General features: G+C 75.5%; 2 protein-coding genes. Both read left to right on the forward strand.

Translation table 11 applies throughout. The features are described 5' to 3' along the window. Positions 1–4 precede the first annotated feature (4 nt). On the forward strand, positions 5–17,233 hold the full coding sequence (locus ACSMXW_RS10320; protein ID WP_485805454.1) for a type I polyketide synthase: 17,229 nt from the start codon (positions 5–7) through the stop codon (positions 17,231–17,233). Between the two features lie 33 nt (positions 17,234–17,266). Beyond that, positions 17,267–23,149, forward strand: coding sequence for a type I polyketide synthase (locus ACSMXW_RS10325; protein WP_485805456.1), 5,883 nt, complete (start codon positions 17,267–17,269; stop codon positions 23,147–23,149). Positions 23,150–23,176: the final 27 nt, after the last annotated feature.

Raw genomic sequence — 23,176 nt, forward strand, 5'->3', positions numbered from 1 at the left:
GCGGATGGCGAACGAGGAAAAGCTCCGCGATTACCTCAAGCGCGTGAGCGCCGACCTGCACCAGACCCGTCGGCACCTCCGCAGGATCGAGGCGAGGAAGCAGGAACCGATCGCGATCGTGGGGATGGCCTGCCGCTTCCCGGGCGGTGTGACGTCCCCCGAGGAGCTGTGGGAGCTGGTGGCCGAGGGCCGGGACGCCATCACCGAGTTCCCCGCCAACCGCGGCTGGGACGTGGACGGCGTCTACGACCCCGACCCGGACGCGGTGGGCAAGACGTACGCGCGGCACGGCGGCTTCGTGCACGACGCGGACCGGTTCGACGCGGAGTTCTTCGGGATCAGCCCGCGTGAGGCGCTGGCGATGGACCCGCAGCAGCGGCTGCTGCTGGAGACCGCGTGGGAGGCCCTCGAACGCGCCGGCATCGACCCGGCGACCCTGCGCGGCAGCGCCACGGGCGTGTTCGCGGGCGTGGGCGGCTCCGAGTACGTGTCTATGCGCTACCCGGGCAGCGAGGGCGCGGACGGCTATGTGCTCACCGGCATGGCCGCGAGCGTGGCGTCCGGGCGTCCGGCCTATGTGCTGGGACTCGAGGGCGCGGCGGTGTCCGTGGACACCGCCTGCTCGTCGTCGCTGGTCGCCCTGCACCTGGCCTGCCAGGCGCTGCGCGCCGACGAGTGCGCCATGGCGCTCGCGGGCGGCGCCACGATCATGCCGAGCCCGGGCATCTTCCTGGAGTTCAGCAGGCAGCGGGGCCTCGCACGGGACGGCCGCTGCAAGCCGTTCGCCGCCGCCGCGGACGGCACGGGGTGGGGCGAGGGCGCGGGCATGTTCGTGCTGGAGCGGCTCTCCGACGCCCGCCGCAACGGTCACCGCGTGCTGGCGGTGGTACGGGGTTCAGCCGTCAACCAGGACGGCGCGAGCAACGGCCTCACCGCCCCCAACGGCCCGTCCCAGCAGCGGGTGATCCAGGCCGCCCTGGCCAGCGCCCGCCTGACGACGGCCGACGTGGACGTGGTGGAGGCGCACGGCACCGGCACCAGGCTCGGCGACCCCATCGAGGCCCAGGCCCTCCTGGCCACCTACGGCAAGGACCGCCCCGCCGACCGGCCACTGTGGCTCGGCTCTGTGAAGTCCAACATCGGGCACACGCAGGCCGCCGCGGGCGTCGCCGGGGTGATCAAGATGGTGCAGGCGATGCGGCACGGCGTGCTGCCGCGGACGCTGCACGTGGACGAGCCCACCCCGCACGTGGACTGGGAGTCCGGCGCCGTCCGCCTGCTGACGGAGGCCGCCCCGTGGCCCGCGGCGGACCGGCCGCGCCGGGCCGCCGTCTCCTCGTTCGGCATCAGCGGCACCAACGCCCACGTCATCCTGGAATCCGCGGAGGCCACGGACGGCACGGAGGCCACGGACGCCGCACCCGGGTCCGCATCCGCGGAGGACGCGGACGCCGCGCCGGACACCCGGGCGACCGGGGAGCCGGACGCGGCCGCGGCCGCGTCCCCGCTCCCGGGGGCGCCCTGGGTGCTGTCGGCCAAGTCGGAGGAGGCGCTGCGTGCCCAGGCCGCGCGGCTGCGGGAGTTCGTCACCGCCCGCCCGGAGCTGGACCCGGCCGCCGTGGCCCGGGCGCTGGCCACCACCCGCACCCACTTCGCCCACCGGGCCGCCGTCCTCCCGGCCGACGGCGACCGGGACGCGTTCCTCACCGCCCTCGACGCGCTCGCCGAGGGCCGCCCGAACCGCTCGGTCGTCCGGGGCACGGCGGCGGAGGACGGCAAGGTGGCGTTCCTGCTCTCGGGGCAGGGCAGCCAGCGGGCGGGGATGGGACGGGAACTGTACGAGGCGTTCCCGGTGTTCGCCGCCGCCCTGGACGAGGTCTGCACACACCTCGACCCACAACTGGAACAACCCCTGAAAGACATCATGTTCGCGGCCGAAGGCTCCGCGGACGCGGCGCTGCTCGACCAGACCCGCTACACACAGACCGCCCTCTTCGCATTCCAAGTGGCCCTGTTCCGGCTACTGGAACACTGGGGCATCCGCCCCGACCACCTCATCGGCCACTCCATCGGCGAACTCACCGCCGCCCACCTCGCCGGAGTGCTCACACTGCAGGACGCCTGCACCCTCGTCGCCACACGCGGCCGCCTCATGCAAACCGCACCCGCAGGCGGAGCCATGGTCGCCATCCAAGCCACGGAAGACGAGGTACGGGCCTCCCTCCCCGAAGACGGCGAGAACGTCACCATCGCCGCCGTCAACGGACCCACCTCCGTCGTCATCGCCGGCGACGAGGACGCCGTCCTGACCGTGGCCGACCACTGGAAAACCGAAGGCCGCCGCAAGACCACCCGCCTCACCGTCAGCCACGCCTTCCACTCCCCCCACATGAACACCGTCCTCGACGAATTCCGGGCGATCGCGGAGACACTCACCTACCACCCGGCCCGTATCCCAGTCATCTCGAATATCACCGGCACCACCGCCACCACCGCCCAGCTCACCTCACCCCAGTACTGGACCGACCACATCCGCGAGGCCGTCCGCTTCCACGACGGCGTCACGCACCTGCACCGCACCCATCGCACCACCGTCTACGTGGAGCTGGGCCCGCACCCGGTGCTGACCGCGCTCGCCGCCGAGGCGCTGCGGGGCGCGGACGGGGACGGGGACACCGGCGCCGCTCTGATCCCCACCCTGCGCCGGGGCCGGCCCGAGGCGGCCACCCTCACCAGGGGCGTGCTCACCGCCCACGCGCACGGCGCCACGCCCGCCTGGGACACGCTGCTGCCGGGCACGGCGGCGGACCGGGTCGACCTGCCCACGTACGCGTTCCAGCGGCGCAGCTACTGGATCACACCGAGCGTCATCACCAGCCCGAGCGGCCTCGGCCAGGCCGGCACGGACCATCCGCTGCTGGACGCGGCGATCGGGCTGCCGGACGGCGAGGGCCAGGTCTTCACCGGCCGGATCTCGCTGTCCTCGCACCCGTGGCTGGCCGAGCACGCCATCGGCGGGGCGGTCATCGTGCCGGGCACGGCCTATGTGGACCTGGTGCTGCACGCCGCCGACCGCACCGGTGGCGGTCATGTCGACGAGCTGACGCACCATGCGTTCCTGGCCGTGCCGGAGCAGGGTGCGCTGCACCTGCGGGTCTCGGTGGGCGCGGTGGACGACGCGGGTCGGCGTCCGTTCACCGTGCACTCACGGCCCGAGGACGCGCCGCAGGACGCGGAGTGGACCCGGCACGCCAGCGGCTTCGTCGCCGCCGGTGAGCGTCCGGAGCCGGCCGGTCTCGTCGAGGCCTGGCCGCCCGCCGACGGCACGCCCGTCGACGTCGACCGCCTCCAGGAGTGCCTGGCCGGTATCGGCTTCGGCTACGGACCGCTGTTCCTCGGCCTGGAAGCCGCCTGGCTGGCCGGTGACACGGTGTGGGCCGAGGTGGCGCTGCCGGACGGCGCCGACGCGGCGGCGTTCGGTATCCACCCGGGGCTGCTGGACGCGGCGCTCCAGGCGTTCTTCGCGGAGAAGCTGCGGCTCGCGGGCGACGACCCGGCCGCGCTCAGGCTCGGCGTGCCGTTCTCCTGGTCCGGGGTGTCGCTGCACGCCACCGGGGCCACCCGGCTGCGGGTGCGGATCGGCATCGTGGACGCCGACACGCTCAACCTGACCATCGCGGACGGCACCGGGGCGCCGGTGCTCACCGTCGACTCCCTGACGACACGGCAGGTGAACGCGGACCAGCTCGCCGCGGCCAGGCCGGCACGGCAGGACCTCTTCACGCTCGACTGGGTGCCGCTGCCCGCCACGGCCGAGCCCGCCGCGATCACGTCGTACGCGGTGCTGGGCGAGGACCCGGCGGGGCTCGCCGCACTGCTGTCGGCAGCGGGGCTCACGGGCGGTGCCCACGCCGATCTGGCGGCGCTGCGGGCGGCGGTGGCCGGGGGCGCGGCGGTGCCGGACGTGGTGCTGGTGCCGCGGGGCGGGGCGGATACCGGCTCCGGCTCCGGGTCCGGCTCCGGCTCCGGCTCCGGCTCCGGCTCCGGCTCCGGCTCCGGCTCCGGCTCCGGGGCAGGGTCCAGCGCGGAGGCAGCCGGTACGGGGGCCTCCGATGCCGCGGACGCCGGTGCGGAGGCCGCCGGTGCGGCCGGTGGGCATCCGGACGCGGTGCGCGCCCTCACGCGGGACACCCTTGTCCTCACCCAGGAGTTCCTGGCCGACGAGCGGCTGGCCGCGGCCCGGCTGGCGTTCGTCACCCGGGGCGCGGTGGCGGCCACGGCCGGGGAGCCGCTCGCCGACCTGACCGCGGCACCGGTGTGGGGCCTGATCCGCACCGCGCAGGCCGAGGAGCCTGGGCGGCTGCTGCTGGTCGACACCGGTGTGCCCGGGGGCGGCGACCAGGGCGTGACCGCCGAGGCGCTGCTGCTGGCGCTGGGCTGCGGCGAGCCGGGCACCGCGCTGCGCGGCGGCGGGATCCGCGTGCCGCGGCTCACTCCGGTAGCGGACGCGCCGGAGGCCGGCGGTGCGGGCGAGGACGGTGCGGTGCCGTTCGACGTCGACGGCACCATCCTGATCACCGGCGGCACCGGCACCCTCGCCGCCCTCACCGCCCACCACCTCGTCACCAAACACCACGCCCGCCACCTCCTCCTCCTCAGCCGCCGCGGACCCAACGCCCCAGGCGCCCAAGAACTCCACAACCAACTCACCACCCTCGGCGCCCACATCACCATCACCGCCTGCGACACCACCGACCCCCAAGCCCTCCACCACATCCTGAACAACATCCCACCCGAACACCCCCTCACCGCCGTCATCCACACCGCAGGCACCCTCGACGACACCACCCTCACCCACCTCACCCCCGACCGACTCGACACCGTCCTCCAACCCAAAATCGACACCGCCTGGAACCTCCACCACCTCACCCGAAACCACCCCCTCACCGCCTTCGTCCTCTACTCCTCCATCGCCGGCACCCTCGGCAACACCGGACAAGCCAACTACTCCGCCGCCAACACCTACCTCGACGCCCTCGCCCACCACCGCCACACCCACCACCAACCCGCCACCGCCCTCGCCTGGGGCCCCTGGCACACCACCACCGGCATGGCCGGGACGCTGGACGGCGACAGGGCGGGCCGGAGCGGGGTGCGGCCGCTGGATCCCGACCGGGCACTCGGCCTGCTGGACGCCGCGCTCACCGCGCACCGGGACCGTCCGGCGCTGGTGCCCGCGCACGTCACTGCCGTGCCGGGGGCAGGGGCCCCGGCGCGCCGGGCCGCCCGGCGCGGGCCCGCGGGCACCGCGCGGCTGCGGCAGGAGCTGGCGGGCAGGGACGAGGCCGAGCGGCGGCAGATCCTGCTGGAGCTGGTGCGCGCCCACGCCGGTCAGGCGCTCGGGCACGACTCACCGGCCGCGATCGACCCCGACCAGGCGTTCCAGTCATTGGGCTTCGACTCGCTGACCGCGGTGGAACTGCGGAACAACCTCAACACCGCCACCGGCCTCCGCCTGCCCGCCACCGCACTCTTCGACCACCCCACCGCGACCGCCCTCACCGGTTTCCTCGCCACCAAGCTGGACGGCGTCCAGGCCGAGGCGGCGGCGCCGCGCACGGCGAAGCCGGCCGCACGGGCCGGGACCGGGCTGGACGAGCCGATCGCGATCGTCGGCATGGCCTGCCGCTACCCCGGCGGCGTCACCACACCCGAGGAGCTGTGGGAGCTGCTGGCCGCGGGCCGGGACGCCACATCCGAGTTCCCGACGGGCCGCGGCTGGGACGTCGAGGGCGTCTACGACCCGGACCCGGACGCCCGGGGCAAGACATACGGCAGGCGCGGCGGCTTCGTGCACGACGCGGACCGGTTCGACGCGGCGTTCTTCGGGATCAGCCCGCGTGAGGCGCTGGCGATGGACCCGCAGCAGCGGCTGCTGCTGGAGACCACGTGGGAGGCGCTGGAGGACGCCGGCATCGATCCGGGCGCGCTGCGCGGCAGCCCCACGGGCGTGTTCGTCGGCATCTCCGCCAACGAGTACCTGCTGCTGGGCCACGAGGGCCCCGAGGACATCGAGGGCTACCTGCTGACGGGCACCTCCTCCAGCGTGGCGTCGGGACGGATCGCGTACACGCTCGGCTTCGAGGGACCGGCGCTCAGCGTCGACACCGCGTGCTCGTCGTCGCTGGTGGCGCTCCACCTGGCCTGCCGGTCGCTGCGCAGCGGTGAGACGCCGCTCGCGGTGGCGGGCGGTGCCACGGTGCACTCGACGCCGGGTATGTTCCAGGAGTTCAGCCGACTGCGCGGGCTCGCCGCGGACGGGCGGTGCAAGTCGTTCTCGGCCGCCGCCGACGGCGTCGCCTGGGGCGAGGGCGCCGGCACCTTCGTCCTGGAGCGGCTCTCGGACGCCCGCCGCAACGGCCACCGCGTGCTCGCCCTGATCCGCGGCACCGCCGTCAACCAGGACGGCGCCAGCAACGGCCTCACCGCCCCCAACGGGCCCTCCCAGCAGCGCGTCATCCGCGCCGCCCTGGACGACGCCCGGCTCACCACGGCGGACGTGGACGCCGTCGAGGCGCACGGCACCGGCACCAGCCTCGGCGACCCCATCGAGGCCCAGGCCCTGCTGGCGACGTACGGCCAGGACCGGCCGGACGACCGGCCCGTGTGGCTGGGCTCCATCAAGTCGAACATCGGCCACACCATCGCCGCGGCGGGCGCCGGCGGTGTGATGAAGATGGTGCTGGCGATGCGGCACGGCATTCTGCCCAAGTCGCTGCACTGCGAGGAGCCCTCGCCCTACGTCGACTGGGACGAGGGCGCCGTCGCCCTGCTCCAGGAGGCGCGGCCCTGGCCCGAGACGGACCACCCGCGGCGCGCCGCGGTGTCGTCGTTCGCGGTCAGCGGCACGAACGCGCACGTCGTGCTGGAGGCGGCGCCCGCGGCGCCCGCCCCGTCAGCGGCTGGAGCGGCTGGAGCGGCTGGAGCGGCTGGGGAGTCTCCCGCTACGGCGGTGCCGTGGGTACTGTCGGCGAAGACCGAGGAGGCGCTGCGGGCCCAGGCCGCGCGGCTGCGGGAGTTCGTCACCGCCCGCCCGGAACTGGACCCGGCCGCCGTGGCCCGCGCACTGGCCACCACCCGCACCCACTTCCCCCACCGCGCCGCCGTCCTCCCGCCCGACGGCGACCGGGACGGCTTCCTGGCCGCCCTCGACGCCCTGACCCACGGCCGCCCCTCCGCCACCGTGGCGCGCGGGACCGCCGACCGGGAGAGCAGGGTCGCGTTCGTGCTCTCGGGGCAGGGGAGCCAGCGGGCGGGGATGGGACGCGAACTCTACGAGACCTTCCCGGTGTTCACCGCCGCCCTGGACGAGGTCTGCACACACCTCGACCCACAACTGGAACAACCCCTGAAAGACATCATGTTCGCGGCCCAAGACTCCGCGGACGCGGCGCAGCTCGACCAGACCCGCTACACACAGACCGCCCTCTTCGCATTCCAAGTGGCCCTGTTCCGACTACTGGAACACTGGGGCATCCGCCCCGACCACCTCATCGGCCACTCCATCGGCGAACTCACCGCCGCCCACCTCGCCGGAGTGCTCTCACTGCAGGACGCCTGCACCCTCGTCGCCACACGCGGCCGCCTCATGCAGAACGCACCCGCAGGCGGAGCCATGGTCGCGATCCAGGCCACGGAAGACGAAGTCCGCGCCACCCTCCCCAAGAGCGACGAGAACGTCACCATCGCCGCCGTCAACGGACCCACCTCCCTCGTCATCGCCGGCGACGAGGACGCCGTCCTGACCGTGGCCGACCACTGGAAAACCAAAGGCCGCAAGACCACCCGCCTCACCGTCAGCCACGCCTTCCACTCCCCCCACATGAACACCGCCCTCCCCGAATTCCGACGCGTGGCCGAAAACCTCACCTACCACCCCCCACGCACCCCGGTGATCTCGAATATCACCGGCACCACCGCCACCACCGCCCAACTCACCTCACCCCACTACTGGACCGACCACATCCGCCAACCCGTCCGCTTCCACGACGGCATCACGACCCTCCACCACGACCACCACACCACCACCTACCTCGAACTCACCCCCCACCCCACCCTCACCAGCCTCATCACCGACACCCTCACCACGACCGCGGACTCCGGCACCGCCGACCCCGCCGACCCCGCCGACCCCGCCGACCCCGCGTCCCGCGCCATCCCCGCACAGCGCCACGGGCGCCCGGGGGCGCAGACGGTGCTGGCGGCGGTCGGCGCGGTGCACGCGCACGGTGTGGCGGTGGCCTGGGACCGGGTGTTCCCGGGGCCGGGCCGGCATGTCGACCTGCCCTCGTACGCGTTCCAGCGCGAGCGGTACTGGGTGGTCAGGCCGAAGGGGCAGGCGGACCCGGGCAGCCTGGGACTGGCCGGCGCGGACCACCCGCTGCTGGGCTCGGCGCTGGAGCTCGCGGAGGGCGAGGGCCGGGTGTTCGCGGGCCGGCTGTCGCTGGCGACGCACCCGTGGCTGGCCGACCACGCGGTGCGGGGCACGGTCCTGCTGCCCGGGACGGCCTTCGTGGAGCTGGCCCTGCACGCGGCCGAGCGCACCGGTGCCGGTCACGTCGGCGAGCTGACCCTGCACGCGCCGTTGGTCCTGCCCGAGCAGGGCTCGGTCCAGCTCCAGGTGACCGTGGGCGCGGCCGTCGACGGGACCCGTTCCGTCGCCGTCCACTCCCGCCCCGGCACGGGTGCGGAGGAGGGCGAGGAGGAGCCCTGGACCCGGCACGCCAGCGGAGTGCTCGTGCCGGGCCCGGCCGGCTCGGGGGACGTCGCGGACGCCTCCGCCGACCTGACCGTCTGGCCGCCGGCGGACGCCCGGCCCGTGGACGTGTCCGACCTGTACGCCGAACTCGCCGAGCACGGCTACGAATACGGCCCCCTCTTCCAGGGGGTCAGGGCCGCCTGGCGCGGCGACGGCGCCGTCTACGCGGAGGTCCGCCTCCCGGACGAGGCGGCCACGGGCGGTTTCCACCTCCACCCCGCGCTGCTCGACGCGGTGCTGCACACCAGCGTGCTGGACGGCGTCCGGGAGAGCACGGGCGACGGGGTGCGGCTGCCGTTCTCCTGGAGCGGGGTCACCCTGCGGGCCGCGGGCGCGTCCGTGCTGCGGGCGCGCCTGACGGCCACGGACGGCGGCGAACTGGCGATCCGGCTCGCCGACGGCACCGGTGCGCCCGTGGCCGCCGTGCGGTCACTGGCCACCCGGGAGATCCAGCCCGGCGGTCTCGCCGGGTCCGGCGCGGCGGTGCGCGGTCTGCTGCACGCCCTGGAGTGGACGCCCGCCGGGATGCCCGGCGGAACGGCCGTCGAGGTGCCCGTCGCGTCGCAGACCGCGGCAGCCGTGGGAACGGCGGCCGCACCCGGCGTCCCGGAGGCGGTGTCCACGGACCCGTCAGCCGCGGCGGGCGCCGTCGCACCGGCGGCCGGGAGCGTCGGCTCGTACGCGGTGATCGGCGACGACACCCTCGGCCTGCGTGCCGTGCTGGACGCGGCCGGGGTGCCGGGGCGGGCGTACGCGGACCTGGCGGAGTTGGCCGCTGCGGTGGCCGGGGGCGGCGCGGTGCCGGAGGCCGTCCTCGTGGCCCGGACCGGGCCCGCGGACGACGACGCCGGACCCGCGGACGACGACGGCGGAACCACGGACGACGGCGGCGGAACCACGGACGACGACGACGCCGGGCCCGCGGACGGCGGCGCCGCGGCCACCGGGCATCCGGCGGCGGTGCGCGCCCTCGCGCGGGACACCCTCGCCCTCACCCAGGAGTTCCTGGCCGACGAGCGGCTGGCCGCGGCCCGGCTGGTCTTCGTCACCCGGGGCGCCCTGGCCGCGCTCGCCGACGACCCGGTGACCGACCTGACCGCGGCGCCCGTCTGGGGCCTGATCCGTTCCGCGCAGTTGGAGGAGCCCGGGCGGCTGCTCCTGGTGGACCTGGACGGTCAGGCCGCCAGCGCTCTGGCGCTGCCCGCCCTGCTCACCGGTCACCACCCGGCGACCGTCGTCCGCGCCGGCGTCCCGTACACCCCGCGCCTCGCCCGTACGACGCTGGAGCCCGCCGGGTCCGGGGCCACCGCGCCGGAGGCCGGTGGTGCGGGCGGGGACGGTGCGGGCGAGGACGGTGCGGTGCCGTTCGACATCGACGGCACCATCCTGATCACCGGCGGCACCGGCACCCTCGCCGCCCTCACCGCCCACCACCTCGTCACCAAACACCACGCCCGCCACCTCCTCCTCCTCAGCCGCCGCGGACCCAACGCCCCAGGCGCCCAAGAACTCCACAACCAACTCACCACCCTCGGCGCCCACATCACCATCACCGCCTGCGACACCACCGACCCCCAAGCCCTCCACCACATCCTGAACAACATCCCACCCGAACACCCCCTCACCGCCGTCATCCACACCGCAGGCACCCTCGACGACACCACCCTCACCCGCCTCACCCCCGACCGACTCGACACCGTCCTCCAACCCAAAATCGACACCGCCTGGAACCTCCACCACCTCACCCGAAACCACCCCCTCACCGCCTTCGTCCTCTACTCCTCCATCGCCGGCACCCTCGGCAACCCCGGACAAGCCAACTACTCCGCCGCCAACACCTACCTCGACGCCCTCGCCCACCACCGCCACACCCACCACCAACCCGCCACCGCCCTCGCCTGGGGCCCCTGGCACACCACCACCGGCATGGCCGGCACCCTCGACCGCGCGCAGAGCGCCCGGATCAGCAGGGGCGGAGTGCGGGGCCTGACGCCCGCGCAGGGGCTCGCGGTGCTGGACGCCGCGCTCACCGCGCGCCCGCGGCGGCCCGTGCTCGTCGCGGCACGGCTGGCTCCGACGGCTCCCGGCACGAGCGGTCAGGCGCGCCGCTCCGGCGGGGCGGACGGGCTGGCACAGCGGCTCGCGGGGCTGCCGGAGGCGGAGCAGACCGCGCTGGTCCTCGATCTGATCCGGACGCACGCCGCAGCTGCGCTGGGGCACCGGGGGCCCGAGGCGGTCGAGCCGGACCAGGCGTTCCAGAGCCTGGGCTTCGACTCGCTGACCGCGGTGGAACTGCGGAACAGCCTGAACACCGCCACCGGCCTCCGCCTGCCCGCCACCGCACTCTTCGACCACCCCACCGCGACCGCCCTGGCCGCCCACGTGCGCGGTGAACTGATCGGCGCGGCGGCCGGCACCGCGGGCGGCCGACCACGGCCGGCCGCGCCCGCCGTGGCCGGCGGCACGGTCGCGGCGGACGAGCCGATCGCGATCGTCGGCATGGCCTGCCGCTACCCCGGCGGCGTCACCACACCCGAGGAGCTGTGGGACCTCGTCACGTCCGGCGGGGACGGGATCGTGCCGTTCCCGGAGGACCGCGGCTGGGACGTGGACGGGTTGTACGACCCGGACCCGGACCGGGCGGGACGCAGCTACACCCGGCACGGCGGCTTCCTCCAGCGTGCCGGCGACTTCGACCCCGGCTTCTTCGGCATCAGCCCCCGTGAGGCGCTGGCGATCGACCCGCAGCAGCGGCTGCTGCTCGAGGTGTCCTGGGAGGCCCTGGAGCGCGCCGGGATCGACCCGGGCACGCTGCGCGGCAGCGCCACGGGCGTGTTCGCCGGTGTGATGTACGGGGACTACGGCGCGCGGCTGATGAAGCGGGCCCCGGAGGGCTTCGAGGGGTACCTGAGCGCGGGCAGCGCCTACAGCATCGCCTCCGGCCGGGTCGCCTACACCTTCGGGCTCGAGGGGCCGGCGGTGACGGTGGACACGGCGTGTTCGTCGTCGCTGGTGGCGCTGCACCTGGCGGCGCAGGCGCTGCGTGGTGGGGAGTGCGACCTGGCGCTCGCCGGTGGGGTGACGGTGATGGCGACGCCGGCGACGTTCGTGGAGTTCAGCCGGCAGCGCGGGCTGTCCCCGGACGGCCGTTGCAAGGCCTTCGCGGGCGCCGCCGACGGGGTCGGCTGGGCGGAGGGCATCGGCATGCTGCTGGTCGAGCGCTTGTCGGACGCCCGGCGCAACGGCCACCGGGTGCTGGCGGTGGTACGGGGTTCCGCCGTCAACCAGGACGGCGCGAGCAACGGCCTCACCGCCCCCAACGGCCCCTCCCAGCAGCGCGTCATCCAGGCCGCGCTGGCGAGTGCCCGCCTGACGACGGCCGACGTGGACGCCGTCGAGGCGCACGGCACCGGCACCAGCCTCGGCGACCCCATCGAGGCCCAGGCCCTGCTGGCGACGTACGGCCAGGACCGGCCGGACGACCGGCCCGTGTGGCTGGGCTCCGTCAAGTCCAACATCGGCCACACGCAGGCCGCGTCCGGTGCCGCGGGCATCATCAAGATGGTGCAGGCGATGCGGCACGGCGTGCTGCCGCGGACGCTGCACGTGGACGAGCCGTCGCCGCACGTCGACTGGGAGTCAGGCGCGGTACGGCTGCTCACCGAGCAGACCCCCTGGCCCGCCTCCGACCACCCGCGCCGGGCCGCCGTCTCCTCGTTCGGCATCAGCGGCACCAACGCCCACGTCATCCTGGAGGCGCCCGCTCAGGCCGCCGCCCCCGCGCGGGACGCGGGACCGGCGCCCGAGGCCCCGGCGGCCTCCCCCGTGCCGGTCGTGCCGTGGGTGCTGTCGGCCAAGTCCGAGCCGGCGCTGCGCGCCCAGGCCGCCCGACTCCGCGCGCACCTGGCCGCCCGCCCCGGGCTCGACCTGGCGGAGGCCGGCGTCACGCTGGCCACGGGCCGCGCCCACTTCGCGCACCGCGCCGCCGTCCTCCCGGCCGACGGCGACCGGGACGGCTTCCTGGCCGCCCTCGACGCCCTGACCCACGGCCGCCCCTCCGCCGGTGTCATCCAGGGCGTGACCGCACCCGCGAGCAAGGTCGCGTTCGTCCTGTCCGGACAGGGCAGCCAGCGGGCGGGGATGGGACGCGAACTCTACGAGACCTTCCCGGTGTTCGCCGCCGCCCTGGACGAGGTCTGCACACACCTCGACCCACAACTGGAACAACCCCTGAAAGACATCATGTTCGCGGCCCAAGACTCCGCGGACGCGGCGCTGCTCGACCAGACCCGCTACACACAGACCGCCCTCTTCGCATTCCAAGTGGCCCTGTTCCGACTACTGGAACACTGGGGCATCCGCCCCGACCACCTCATCGGCCACTCCATCGGCGAACTCACCGCCGCCCACCTCGCAGGCGTGCTCACACTGCAGGACGCCTGCACCCTCGTCGCCACACGCGGCCGCCTCATGCAAACCGCACCGGGGGGCGGGGCCATGGTCGCCATCCAGGCCACGGAAGACGAAGTCCGCGCCACCCTCCCCGACGACGGCGAGCGCGTCACCATCGCCGCCGTCAACGGACCCACCTCCGTCGTCATCGCCGGCGACGAGGACACCGTCCTGACCGTGGCCGACCACTGGAAAACCAAAGGCCGCAAGACCACCCGCCTCACCGTCAGCCACGCCTTCCACTCCCCCCACATGAACACCGTCCTCGACGAATTCCGGGCGACCGCGGAGACACTCACCTACCACCCGGCCCGTATCCCAGTCATCTCCAACCTCACCGGCACCACCGCCACCGACGAACAGCTCACCTCACCCCACTACTGGACCGACCACATCCGCCAACCCGTCCGCTTCCACGACGGCATCACGGCACTCCACCAGGAGCACCACACCACCACCTACCTCGAACTCACCCCCCACCCCACCCTCACCAGCCTCATCATCGACACCCTCACCGCCACCGACGACCACCCCGCCACCCCACCGCTCGCCGTCCCCACCCTCCGCCGCGACCAGCCGGAAACAGCGGCCCTCACCCGGGCCGTCCTCACCGCACACGCACACGGCACCAGCCCCGCATGGCCGGCGTTCCTGGGTGGTGACCGGGCCGGGCGCCCCGTCGACCTGCCCACGTACGCCTTCCAGCACGAGCGGTACTGGCTGGACGCGCGGGACGACGCGGACGTCAGCGCCGCGGGGCTCGACGAGGCGGGGCACCCGTTGCTGGGCGCGGCGGCCGACCTGCCCGACGGCGGCCACCTCTTCACCGCCCGGCTCTCCCTGGCCACCCACCCGTGGCTCGCCGACCACACCGTGCTGGACACCGTCCTGCTGCCCGGCACCGCCCTCGTCGAAGTCGCCCTGCACGCCGCCCAGCACACCGGTGGCGGCGGGATCGCGGACCTGACGCTGGAGGCGCCGCTGGTCGTACCGGAGCGCGGCGCGGTGCAGATGCAGGCGGCGGTGGGGGCGCCGGACGGGGCGGGGCGGCGTTCGCTCACCGTCCACTCCCGGCCGGCGGGGTCCGACGCGGACGGTGCGGGTGACGCTGAGTGGACGCGGCACGCCACCGGCACCCTGGCCGGTGCGGCCGAGCCGGGCGCGGTGCCCGGGGCCGCCGCGGACCTCGCGGGCGACTGGGTGCCGGCGGGCGCGGAGGCCCTGGACGTGCCGGTGCTCTACGAACGCCTGGCGGACCTGGGGCTCGGCTACGGGCCGCTGTTCCAGGGCGTGCACGCGGCATGGCGGGACGGCGACGACGTGTACGCGGAGGTGCGGCTGCCCGAGGCCGTGGACGCCGAGCGGTTCGCGGTCCACCCGGCGCTGCTGGACGCGGCGCTGCACCCGGTGGCGCTCGGCACGGGCTCGGGAACGGGAACGGGCCCGGGGACCGACTCGGGAACGAGGTCCGAGACGGGTTCCCGCACGGGTACCGGCACCGGCCCGGGCGACCCGGAAGTGGGGCGCGGGGCCGGGCAGGACGCCCGGGACGACGGGCGGACGCCCGTCCGGCTGCCGTTCTCCTGGTCGGGCGTCACGCTGCACGCCACCGGCGCCACCACGCTGCGTGTGGTGGTGTCGCCCGCGGGCCGGGACGCCATCCGGCTCGCGGTGGCGGACGCGGCCGGCGAGCCGGTGCTGACGGTGGACTCCCTGACGGTGCGTCCGGTCGACCGTGACCGGCTGGGTGCCGGGCGCGCCGTGCCCCGCAACTCGCTCTTCGCGGTGGACTGGACCGCCCTGCCGACCGCCGGGTCCACGGGTTCCGCGGCACCCGGCCGGTGGGCCGTGCTCGGCCCCGTCGAGGCCCTGGCCGCCGTGGGCTCCCCCGCCGTCGCCGCCGCCGAGGCGCACCCGGACCTGGCGGCGCTGGCCAAGGCGGTCGCCGCCGGTGCGGCCGTGCCGGACGTGGTGGTGACGGCGGTGCGGGGCACCGCGGACGAGGGTGGTCCGGACACCGGGGCCCCCGCGCACGGCGCAGGCCCGGACACCGGGGCCCCCGCGGACACCGCCGTCCGGACGAGGGCGGTCACGCAGCAGGTCCTGGCGCTCGTGCAGGACTTCCTGGCCGAGGAGCGGCTGGCCGCGGCGCGGCTGGTCGTCGTCACCCGTGGCGCGGTCGCGGCCGGCCCCGAGGACGCGGTGCGCGACCTGGCGGCGTCCACGGTCTGGGGCCTGCTGCGCTCGGCGCAGGCCGAACACCCCGACCGTCTCGTGCTGGTGGACGCCGACCCCACAGGCGGCCCCACCACCGGCACGGGCCTGGACACCCGAAGGGGCCCTGACACCGGCACAGACACAGACACAGGCCGTGAGACCGGCACCGGCACCGGCATCCCGGACAACCGAGCCACCACACACCGCCCCGGACCCGCACCGGCGTCCGACCCGCTGGCCGTGGCCGTGGCGAGTGGGGAACCCGGGGTCGCCGTGCGCGCCGGACGGCTGTGCGCCCCGCGCCTCGTGCCGGTGACGCCGCCCACCGTGGCACCGGCCGGCGGGGACACCGTCCCGTTCGACCCGGACGGCACCGTGCTGATCACCGGCGGCACCGGTACCCTCGGCCGGCTCACCGCCCGCCACCTGGTGACCCGGCACGGCGCCCGCCGTCTGCTGCTGGCCGGCCGGCGCGGCCCGGCCGCCGAGGGCGCCGCGGAGCTGCGGGACGAACTGGCCGCGCTGGGCGCCGAGGTCACCGTCGCCGCCTGCGACGCTGCCGACCGTGAGGCGCTGCGCCGGCTGCTCGCGGACATCCCCGCCGAGCACCCGCTGACCGCGGTCGTGCACACCGCGGGCGTGCTGGACGACACCACCCTCCCCGGCCTCACCCCGGACCGTCTCGACACCGTGCTGCGGCCGAAGGCCGACGCGGCCTGGAACCTGCACCTGCTCACGCGGGCGCTGGGCCTGACGGCGTTCGTGCTGTTCTCGTCGGCGGCCGGTGTGCTCGGCAACCCGGGGCAGGCCAACTACGCCGCCGCCAACACCTTCCTGGACGCCCTGGCGCACCACCGGCGCGCCGCGGGGCTCCCCGCGACCTCCCTGGCCTGGGGCCTGTGGGCGGGCGGCGCCGGCATGGCGGGGCGGCTCGACGGCGCCGACCAGGCCCGGCTCAGCCGCGGCGGTCTGCTGCCGCTCGCCCCGGAGCAGGCCCTCGCGCTGCTCGACAGGGCGTTCGACGCGGACGCGCCGCCGCTGCTGGTGCCGGCCCGGCTGAACCTCCCCGCGCTGCGGGCCCAGGCCGGGTCGGGGACGCTGCCGCGGCTGCTGCGGGGCGTCGTGCGCGGGCCGGCCCGGCGTGCGGCCGGGGCCGGTGGCGCCGGGAGTGCCGGTGACACCGCGTCCCTGGTGGCCCGGCTCGCGGGCCGGAGCGCCGAGGAGCAGGAGCGGATCCTGCTCGACCTGGTGCGCGGCCGGATCGCGGCGGTGCTGGGGCATGCGGGCGCCGAGACGGTGGAGCCGGACCGGGGTCTGATGGACATGGGCTTCGACTCGCTCACCGCCGTGGAGCTGCGCAACCAGCTCGGCGCGGGCACCGGCCTGCGGCTGCCCACCACGCTCGTCTTCGACTATCCGACGCCCAGTGCGCTCGCCGGGCACCTGCGCGCCGAGCTGGCCCCCGAGACCGGTCCCGGCGGCACACCGGCGGACGCGGGCGACGACGCCGGCATCCGCAGAGCCCTCGCCGCGATCCCACTCGCCCGCATCAGGGCGGCCGGGCTGCTGGACGCGCTGCTGGAGCTGGCGGACGGCGGCGAGCGGGAGGCGCCGGCGGAGGACCGGGAGGCCGGCCAGAGCGACGCCATCAAGGCGGCCGGTGTGGACGAGCTCATCCAGATGGCGCTGGCCGGCACCGACGACACCGACGCCAACGCCAACGCCAACGCCAACGAAGATTCGTGACACGACGACTCACAGCGGGGAATTGCGGGGGAATTGATGACGAGTACGCCTTCCGAGCGGGTCGTTGAGGCGCTGCGCGCGTCTCTGCTGGAGAACGAGCGGCTGCGCGAGACGAACCGGCGGCTCACCGGGACCGCGCGCGAGCCGGTCGCGATCGTGGGCATGGCCTGCCGCTACCCCGGCGGCGTCAGCACGCCCGAGGAGCTGTGGGAGCTGGTCGCCGGGGGCGTGGACGCGATCTCCGGCTTCCCCGCGAACCGCGGCTGGGACGTGGCCGGGCTGTACGACCCGGACCCGGACCGCACGGGCAGGAGCTATGCGCGCGAGGGTGGTTTCCTGCACGACGCGGGCGACTTCGACCCGGAGTTCTTCGGCATCAGCCCGCGGGAGGCGATGGCGGTCGACCCGCAGCAGCGGCTGCTGCTGGAGGCGTCGTGGGAGGCGGTGGAGCGCGCGGGCATCGCGCCCGCCGCGCTCCGGGGCAGCCGCACCGGCGTGTTCGCCGGGATCATGTACGGGGACTACGCGGGGCGGCTGTACGACCGCACCCCGGAGGCGTTCGAGGGCCACATCGGCACCGGCAGCGCCTACAGCGTGGCGTCCGGCCGGGTCTCGTACACGCTCGGCCTGGAGGGGCCCGCCGTCAGCGTGGACACGGCGTGCTCGTCGTCGCTGGTCGCACTGCACCTGGCCTGCCAGGCGCTGCGGAACGGCGAGTGCGAAATGGCCCTGGCGGGCGGCGTCACGGTGATGGCGTCACCGGGGACCTTCATCGAGTTCAGCAGGCAACGGGGCCTCGCCCCGGACGGCCGCTGCAAGGCGTTCGCGGCGGCGGCCGACGGCACCGGCTGGGCCGAGGGGGTCGGCATGCTGCTCGTGGAGCGGCTCTCGGACGCCCGGCGAAACGGCCACCGGGTGCTGGCGGTGGTGCGCGGCTCGGCGGTCAACCAGGACGGCGCCAGCAGCCAGCTCGCCGCCCCCAACGGCCCCGCCCAGCAGCGCGTCATCCAGGCCGCCCTGGCCAGCGCCCGCCTGACCAGCGCCGACGTGGACGTGGTCGAGGCGCACGGCACCGGCACCAGACTCGGCGACCCCATCGAGGCACAGGCCCTCCTCGCCACCTACGGCAAGGACCGCCCCGCCGACCGGCCACTGTGGCTCGGCTCTGTGAAGTCCAACATCGGGCACACGCAGGCCGCCGCGGGCGTCGCCGGCATCATCAAGATGGTGCAGGCGATGCGGCACGGCGTCCTCCCCCGCACCCTGCACATCGACACGCCGTCCCCGTACGTGGACTGGGACGCCGGTGCCGTCCGGCTGCTCACCGAACAGACACCGTGGCCGGAGACGGACCGGCCGCGCCGGGCCGCCGTCTCCTCGTTCGGCATCAGCGGCACCAACGCCCACGTCATCCTGGAGGCGCCGGAGGACACGGCGGAAGCGTCGGAAGCGTCGGCGGCCGGGGACCCTGCCGCGTCTGCCGTGCCGGTGGCGCCCTGGGTGCTGTCGGCGAAGACCGAGGAGGCGCTGCGTGCCCAGGCCGCGCGGCTGCGGGAGTTCGTCACCGCCCGCCCGGAACTGGACCCGGCCGCCGTGGCCCGCGCACTGGCCACCACCCGCACCCACTTCCCCCACCGCGCCGCGGTGAGCCCGGCGGACGGCACCCGCGACGGCTTCCTGGCCGCCCTCGACGCCCTGACCCACGGCCGCCCCTCCGCCGGTGTCATCCAGGGCGTGACCGCACCGGCGAGCAAGGTCGCGTTCGTCCTGTCCGGACAGGGCAGCCAGCGGGCGGGGATGGGACGCGAACTCTACGAGACCTTCCCGGTGTTCGCCGCCGCCCTGGACGAGGTCTGCACACACCTCGACCCACAACTGGAACAACCCCTGAAAGACATCATGTTCGCGGCCCAAGACTCCGCGGACGCGGCGCAGCTCGACCAGACCCGCTACACACAGACCGCCCTCTTCGCATTCCAAGTGGCCCTGTTCCGGCTACTGGAACACTGGGGCATCCGCCCCGACCACCTCATCGGCCACTCCATCGGCGAACTCACCGCCGCCCACCTCGCAGGCGTGCTCTCACTGGAAGACGCCTGCACCCTCGTCGCCACACGCGGCCGCCTCATGCAGAACGCACCGGGGGGCGGGGCCATGGTCGCCATCCAGGCCACGGAAGACGAAGTCCGCGCCACCCTCCCCGACGACGGCGAGCGCGTCACCATCGCCGCCGTCAACGGACCCACCTCCGTCGTCATCGCCGGCGACGAGGACGCCGTCCTGACCGTGGCCGACCACTGGAAAACCAAAGGCCGCAAGACCACCCGCCTCACCGTCAGCCACGCCTTCCACTCCCCCCACATGAACACCGCCCTCCCCGAATTCCGACGCGTGGCCGAAAACCTCACCTACCACCCCCCACGCACCCCGGTCATCTCCAACCTCACCGGCACCACCGCCACCACCGCCCAACTCACCTCACCCCACTACTGGACCGACCACATCCGCCAACCCGTCCGCTTCCACGACGGCATCACGACCCTCCACCACGACCACCACACCACCACCTACCTCGAACTCACCCCCCACCCGGTCCTCACCAGCCTCATCACCGAAACCCTCACCAACCCCGACACCAACCCCACCACCACACCGACCGTCGCCATCCCCGCCCTCCGCCACGACCAACCCGAGGCAGCGGCCCTCACCCGGGCCGTCCTCACCGCACACGCACACGGCACCAGCCCCGCATGGCCGACGTTCCTCGGCGGTCCGGGACGGGTCGGAGACGCCGTGGACCTGCCCACCTATCCATTCCAGCGGCGCCGCTACTGGATCGACGCCGTCCCGCCGGCCGGCGACGCGCTCGCCGCGGGGCTCGACGAGGCCGGGCATCCGCTGCTGGGGGCCGCGGTGGACCTGCCGGACGGGCAGGGTGTGGTCCTCACGGGGCGGTTGGCCCTGGCGGCGCAGCCGTGGCTCGCGGACCACGCGGTGCTGGACACGGTGGTGCTGCCCGTGGGAGTGCTGGCGGACCTGGCGCTGCACGCCGGGCGGCGGGTCGGCTGTGCGCGGCTGGAGCGGCTGGAGCCGGATGCTCCGCTGGTGGTGCCGGAGCAGGGCGGCGTGCAGGTGCGGGTCACCGTCGGCCGCGGCGGGGACGGGCAGGCGCCGGGGGAAGGGCGGCTGCCGGTGGCGGTGCACGCCCGGCCGGAGGGCGTGGACGACGCGCCGTGGCGCCGGTACGCCACCGGGGTGCTCGCCCCGGTCGGCGAGGCGCCGGCCGGGGAGCCGGGCGAGGGGTCCGGCGAGGTACCGGGCGCGGACGTGAGCTGGCCGCCCGCCGGGGCGCGGGCCGTGGACGTGGACGGTGTGTACGAGCGGCTGGTGGCGGCGGGGCTCGGCCACGGTCCCGTCTTCCAGGGGCTGGACGAGGCGTGGGAGCGGGACGGCGAGCTGTTCGTGGCGGTCGGGCTGCCCGAGGACGTCGGCACGGACGGCTTCGGGCTGCATCCGGCGCTGCTGGACGCGGTGCTGCACCCGGTGCTGCTCGGTGCGCCGGGCGCGGCCGGCGGGCAGGCCGGGCCCCGGCTGCCGGGGGCGCTGACCGGGGTCACCGTGTACGCGACCGGTGCGGCACGGCTGCGGGCGCGGGTGCGGCCGGCGGGTCCCGGCGCGGTGAGCGTGCGCTGTACGGACGCGGACGGTGCGCTGGTGGCGACCGTGGAGTCGGTGGCGCTGGCGGCGGTCTCGCCGGAGCAGGTGCGGCGCGGTGCGGCGCGGCAGGACGCGCGGTTCCAGGTGGAGTGGCTGCCGGTGGCGGCCCCGGGCCGCCCGGCGGCGGGCGGCGCGGCCTGGGCGGTGCTGGGCGACGCGGACGCGCTCGGCGGCGGTGTGGCGGGCGGCGGCGCGCTGGGCGGCGGTGCGCTCGGCCGCGCCGGTCTGGGCGCTGACGTGCCGGTGTACGCGGACGTGGCCGCGCTGGGCGCCGCGCTGGAGGCCGGTGCGCCGGCGCCCGAGTGGGTGCTGCTGCGGGGCGACGCGTCCGGCACAGACGATCACCGCACGACCAGCACCAGCGGTCACGGCGCCTCGGGGACCGACGATCATGACACCTCCAGTGCCTTCGATCACGACACGCCCGGTGCCGCCGACCCGGCCGCGGCGGCGCACACCGCCGTCCACCGGGTGCTGACGGCCGTTCAGGACTGGCTGGCCGACGACCGGGTGGCGGGGGCGCGGCTCGTGGTCCTCACCTCGCACGCGGTGGCGGTGCGGGACGGTGACGAGGTGGCCGGCCTGGCGGGTGCGGCGGCCTGGGGGCTGCTGCGGTCCGCGCAGGCGGAGCACCCTGACCGTTTCGTGCTGGTGGACCTCGACGGCGCGGCGGGCCCCGCCACCTCGCGGGGTGCGCTGGCGGCGGCGCTGGCCTGCGGGGAGCCGCAGGTCGCGGTGCGGGCCGGGGCGTTGTTCGCACCGCGTCTGACGCGTGCCGCCGAGCCCGCGGGACCTGCGGGGCCGGCCGGCCCCGACCCCGAGGGCACGGTGCTGATCACCGGCGGCACGGGGCTGCTGGGCTCTCTGGTGGCCCGGCACCTGGTCACGGAGCACGGGGTGCGGCACCTGCTGCTGACCGGCAGGCGGGGCCCGGGCAGCGAGGCGGCGCGGAAGCTGACGGCGGAGCTGACCGGTCTCGGCGCCGACGTCACCGTCGCGGCCTGCGACGCCGCCGACCGGGGCGCGCTGGCCCGGCTGCTGGCCGGCGTGCCGGCGGCGCACCCGCTGACCGCGGTGGTGCACGCGGCCGGGGTGCTCGACGACGCGGTGGTCACCTCGCTGACGCCGGAGCGGGTGGACGCGGTGCTGCGGCCGAAGGCGGACGCGGCCTGGCACCTGCACGAGCTGACCCGGGACGCCGGCCTGAAGGCGTTCGTGCTGTTCTCCTCGGCGGCGGGCACCCTCGGCAACCCCGGCCAGGCCAACTACGCCGCCGCCAACACCTTCCTGGACGCGCTCGCCCAGCACCGGCACGCGCTGGGCCTGCCCGCGCTGTCGCTGGCGTGGGGGCTGTGGGACGCGGCGGGCGGCATGTCCGGGGAGCTGGCCGGCGCGGCGCGGGAGCGGCTGGTGGGCGGCGGGGTCGTGCCGCTCGCCGCGGACGAGGGGCTCGCGCTGTTCGACACGGCGCTACGCGGCGGCCCCGCGCTCCAGCTGCCGGTGCGGCTCGACCTGGCCGCGCTGCACGCCGGGGCGGGCGTCGCGGGTGTGCCGCCGCTGCTGCGTGCGCTGGTGCGGGTGCCGGCGCGGCGGGCCGGCAGCGGGGGGCCTTCGCTGGCGCGGCGGCTGGCCGGGCGGTCCGCGGACGAGCAGCGGGAGATGCTGCTCGACGTGGTGTGCGGGCAGGTGGCGGCGGTGCTGGGGCACGCCTCGGCGAGCGCCGTCGACCCGGAGCGGGCCTTCAAGGACCTGGGCTTCGACTCGCTGCTCGCGGTGCAGCTGCGCAACCGGCTCGGCACGGCCACCGGCCACCGGATGCCCGCCACGATGGCGTTCGACCACCCGACCCCGGCGGCGCTGGCGGAGTACCTGCGCGACGAGCTGGTCTCCGGCGCCGACGGGCCGCACACCAGGGCACTGGCCGACCTTGAGGGCCTGGAACGCGCCCTGCTGGCGATCCCGCCCGGCGACGAGGCGCACACGAAGGCGACCGCGCGGCTGCGCCTGCTGCTGAGGAAGCTGTCCGACGCCGCCGGGGCCACGTCCGGAGCGGGCGGCCCCGCGGACGCCGGCCCCGCCGCACCCGCCGCACCCGCCGACTATGCCGACTACGCCGACGACATGGCGTCCGTGACCGACGAAGAGCTCTTTGACGTCCTCGACAACGAGCTCGGTATCTCCGGAGATGAGATCCGATGAATGCTGTGCCGGGCGGACAGGCCGCCA

The sequence above is a fragment of the Streptomyces sp. DSM 116793 genome (assembly GCF_057320905.1).

Bases quoted from the DNA above. Each gene is read 5' to 3' on its own strand.
- ACSMXW_RS10320 (WP_485805454.1), top strand. From the start codon at position 5: ATGGCGAACGAGGAAAAGCTCCGCGATTACCTCAAGCGCGTGAGCGCC.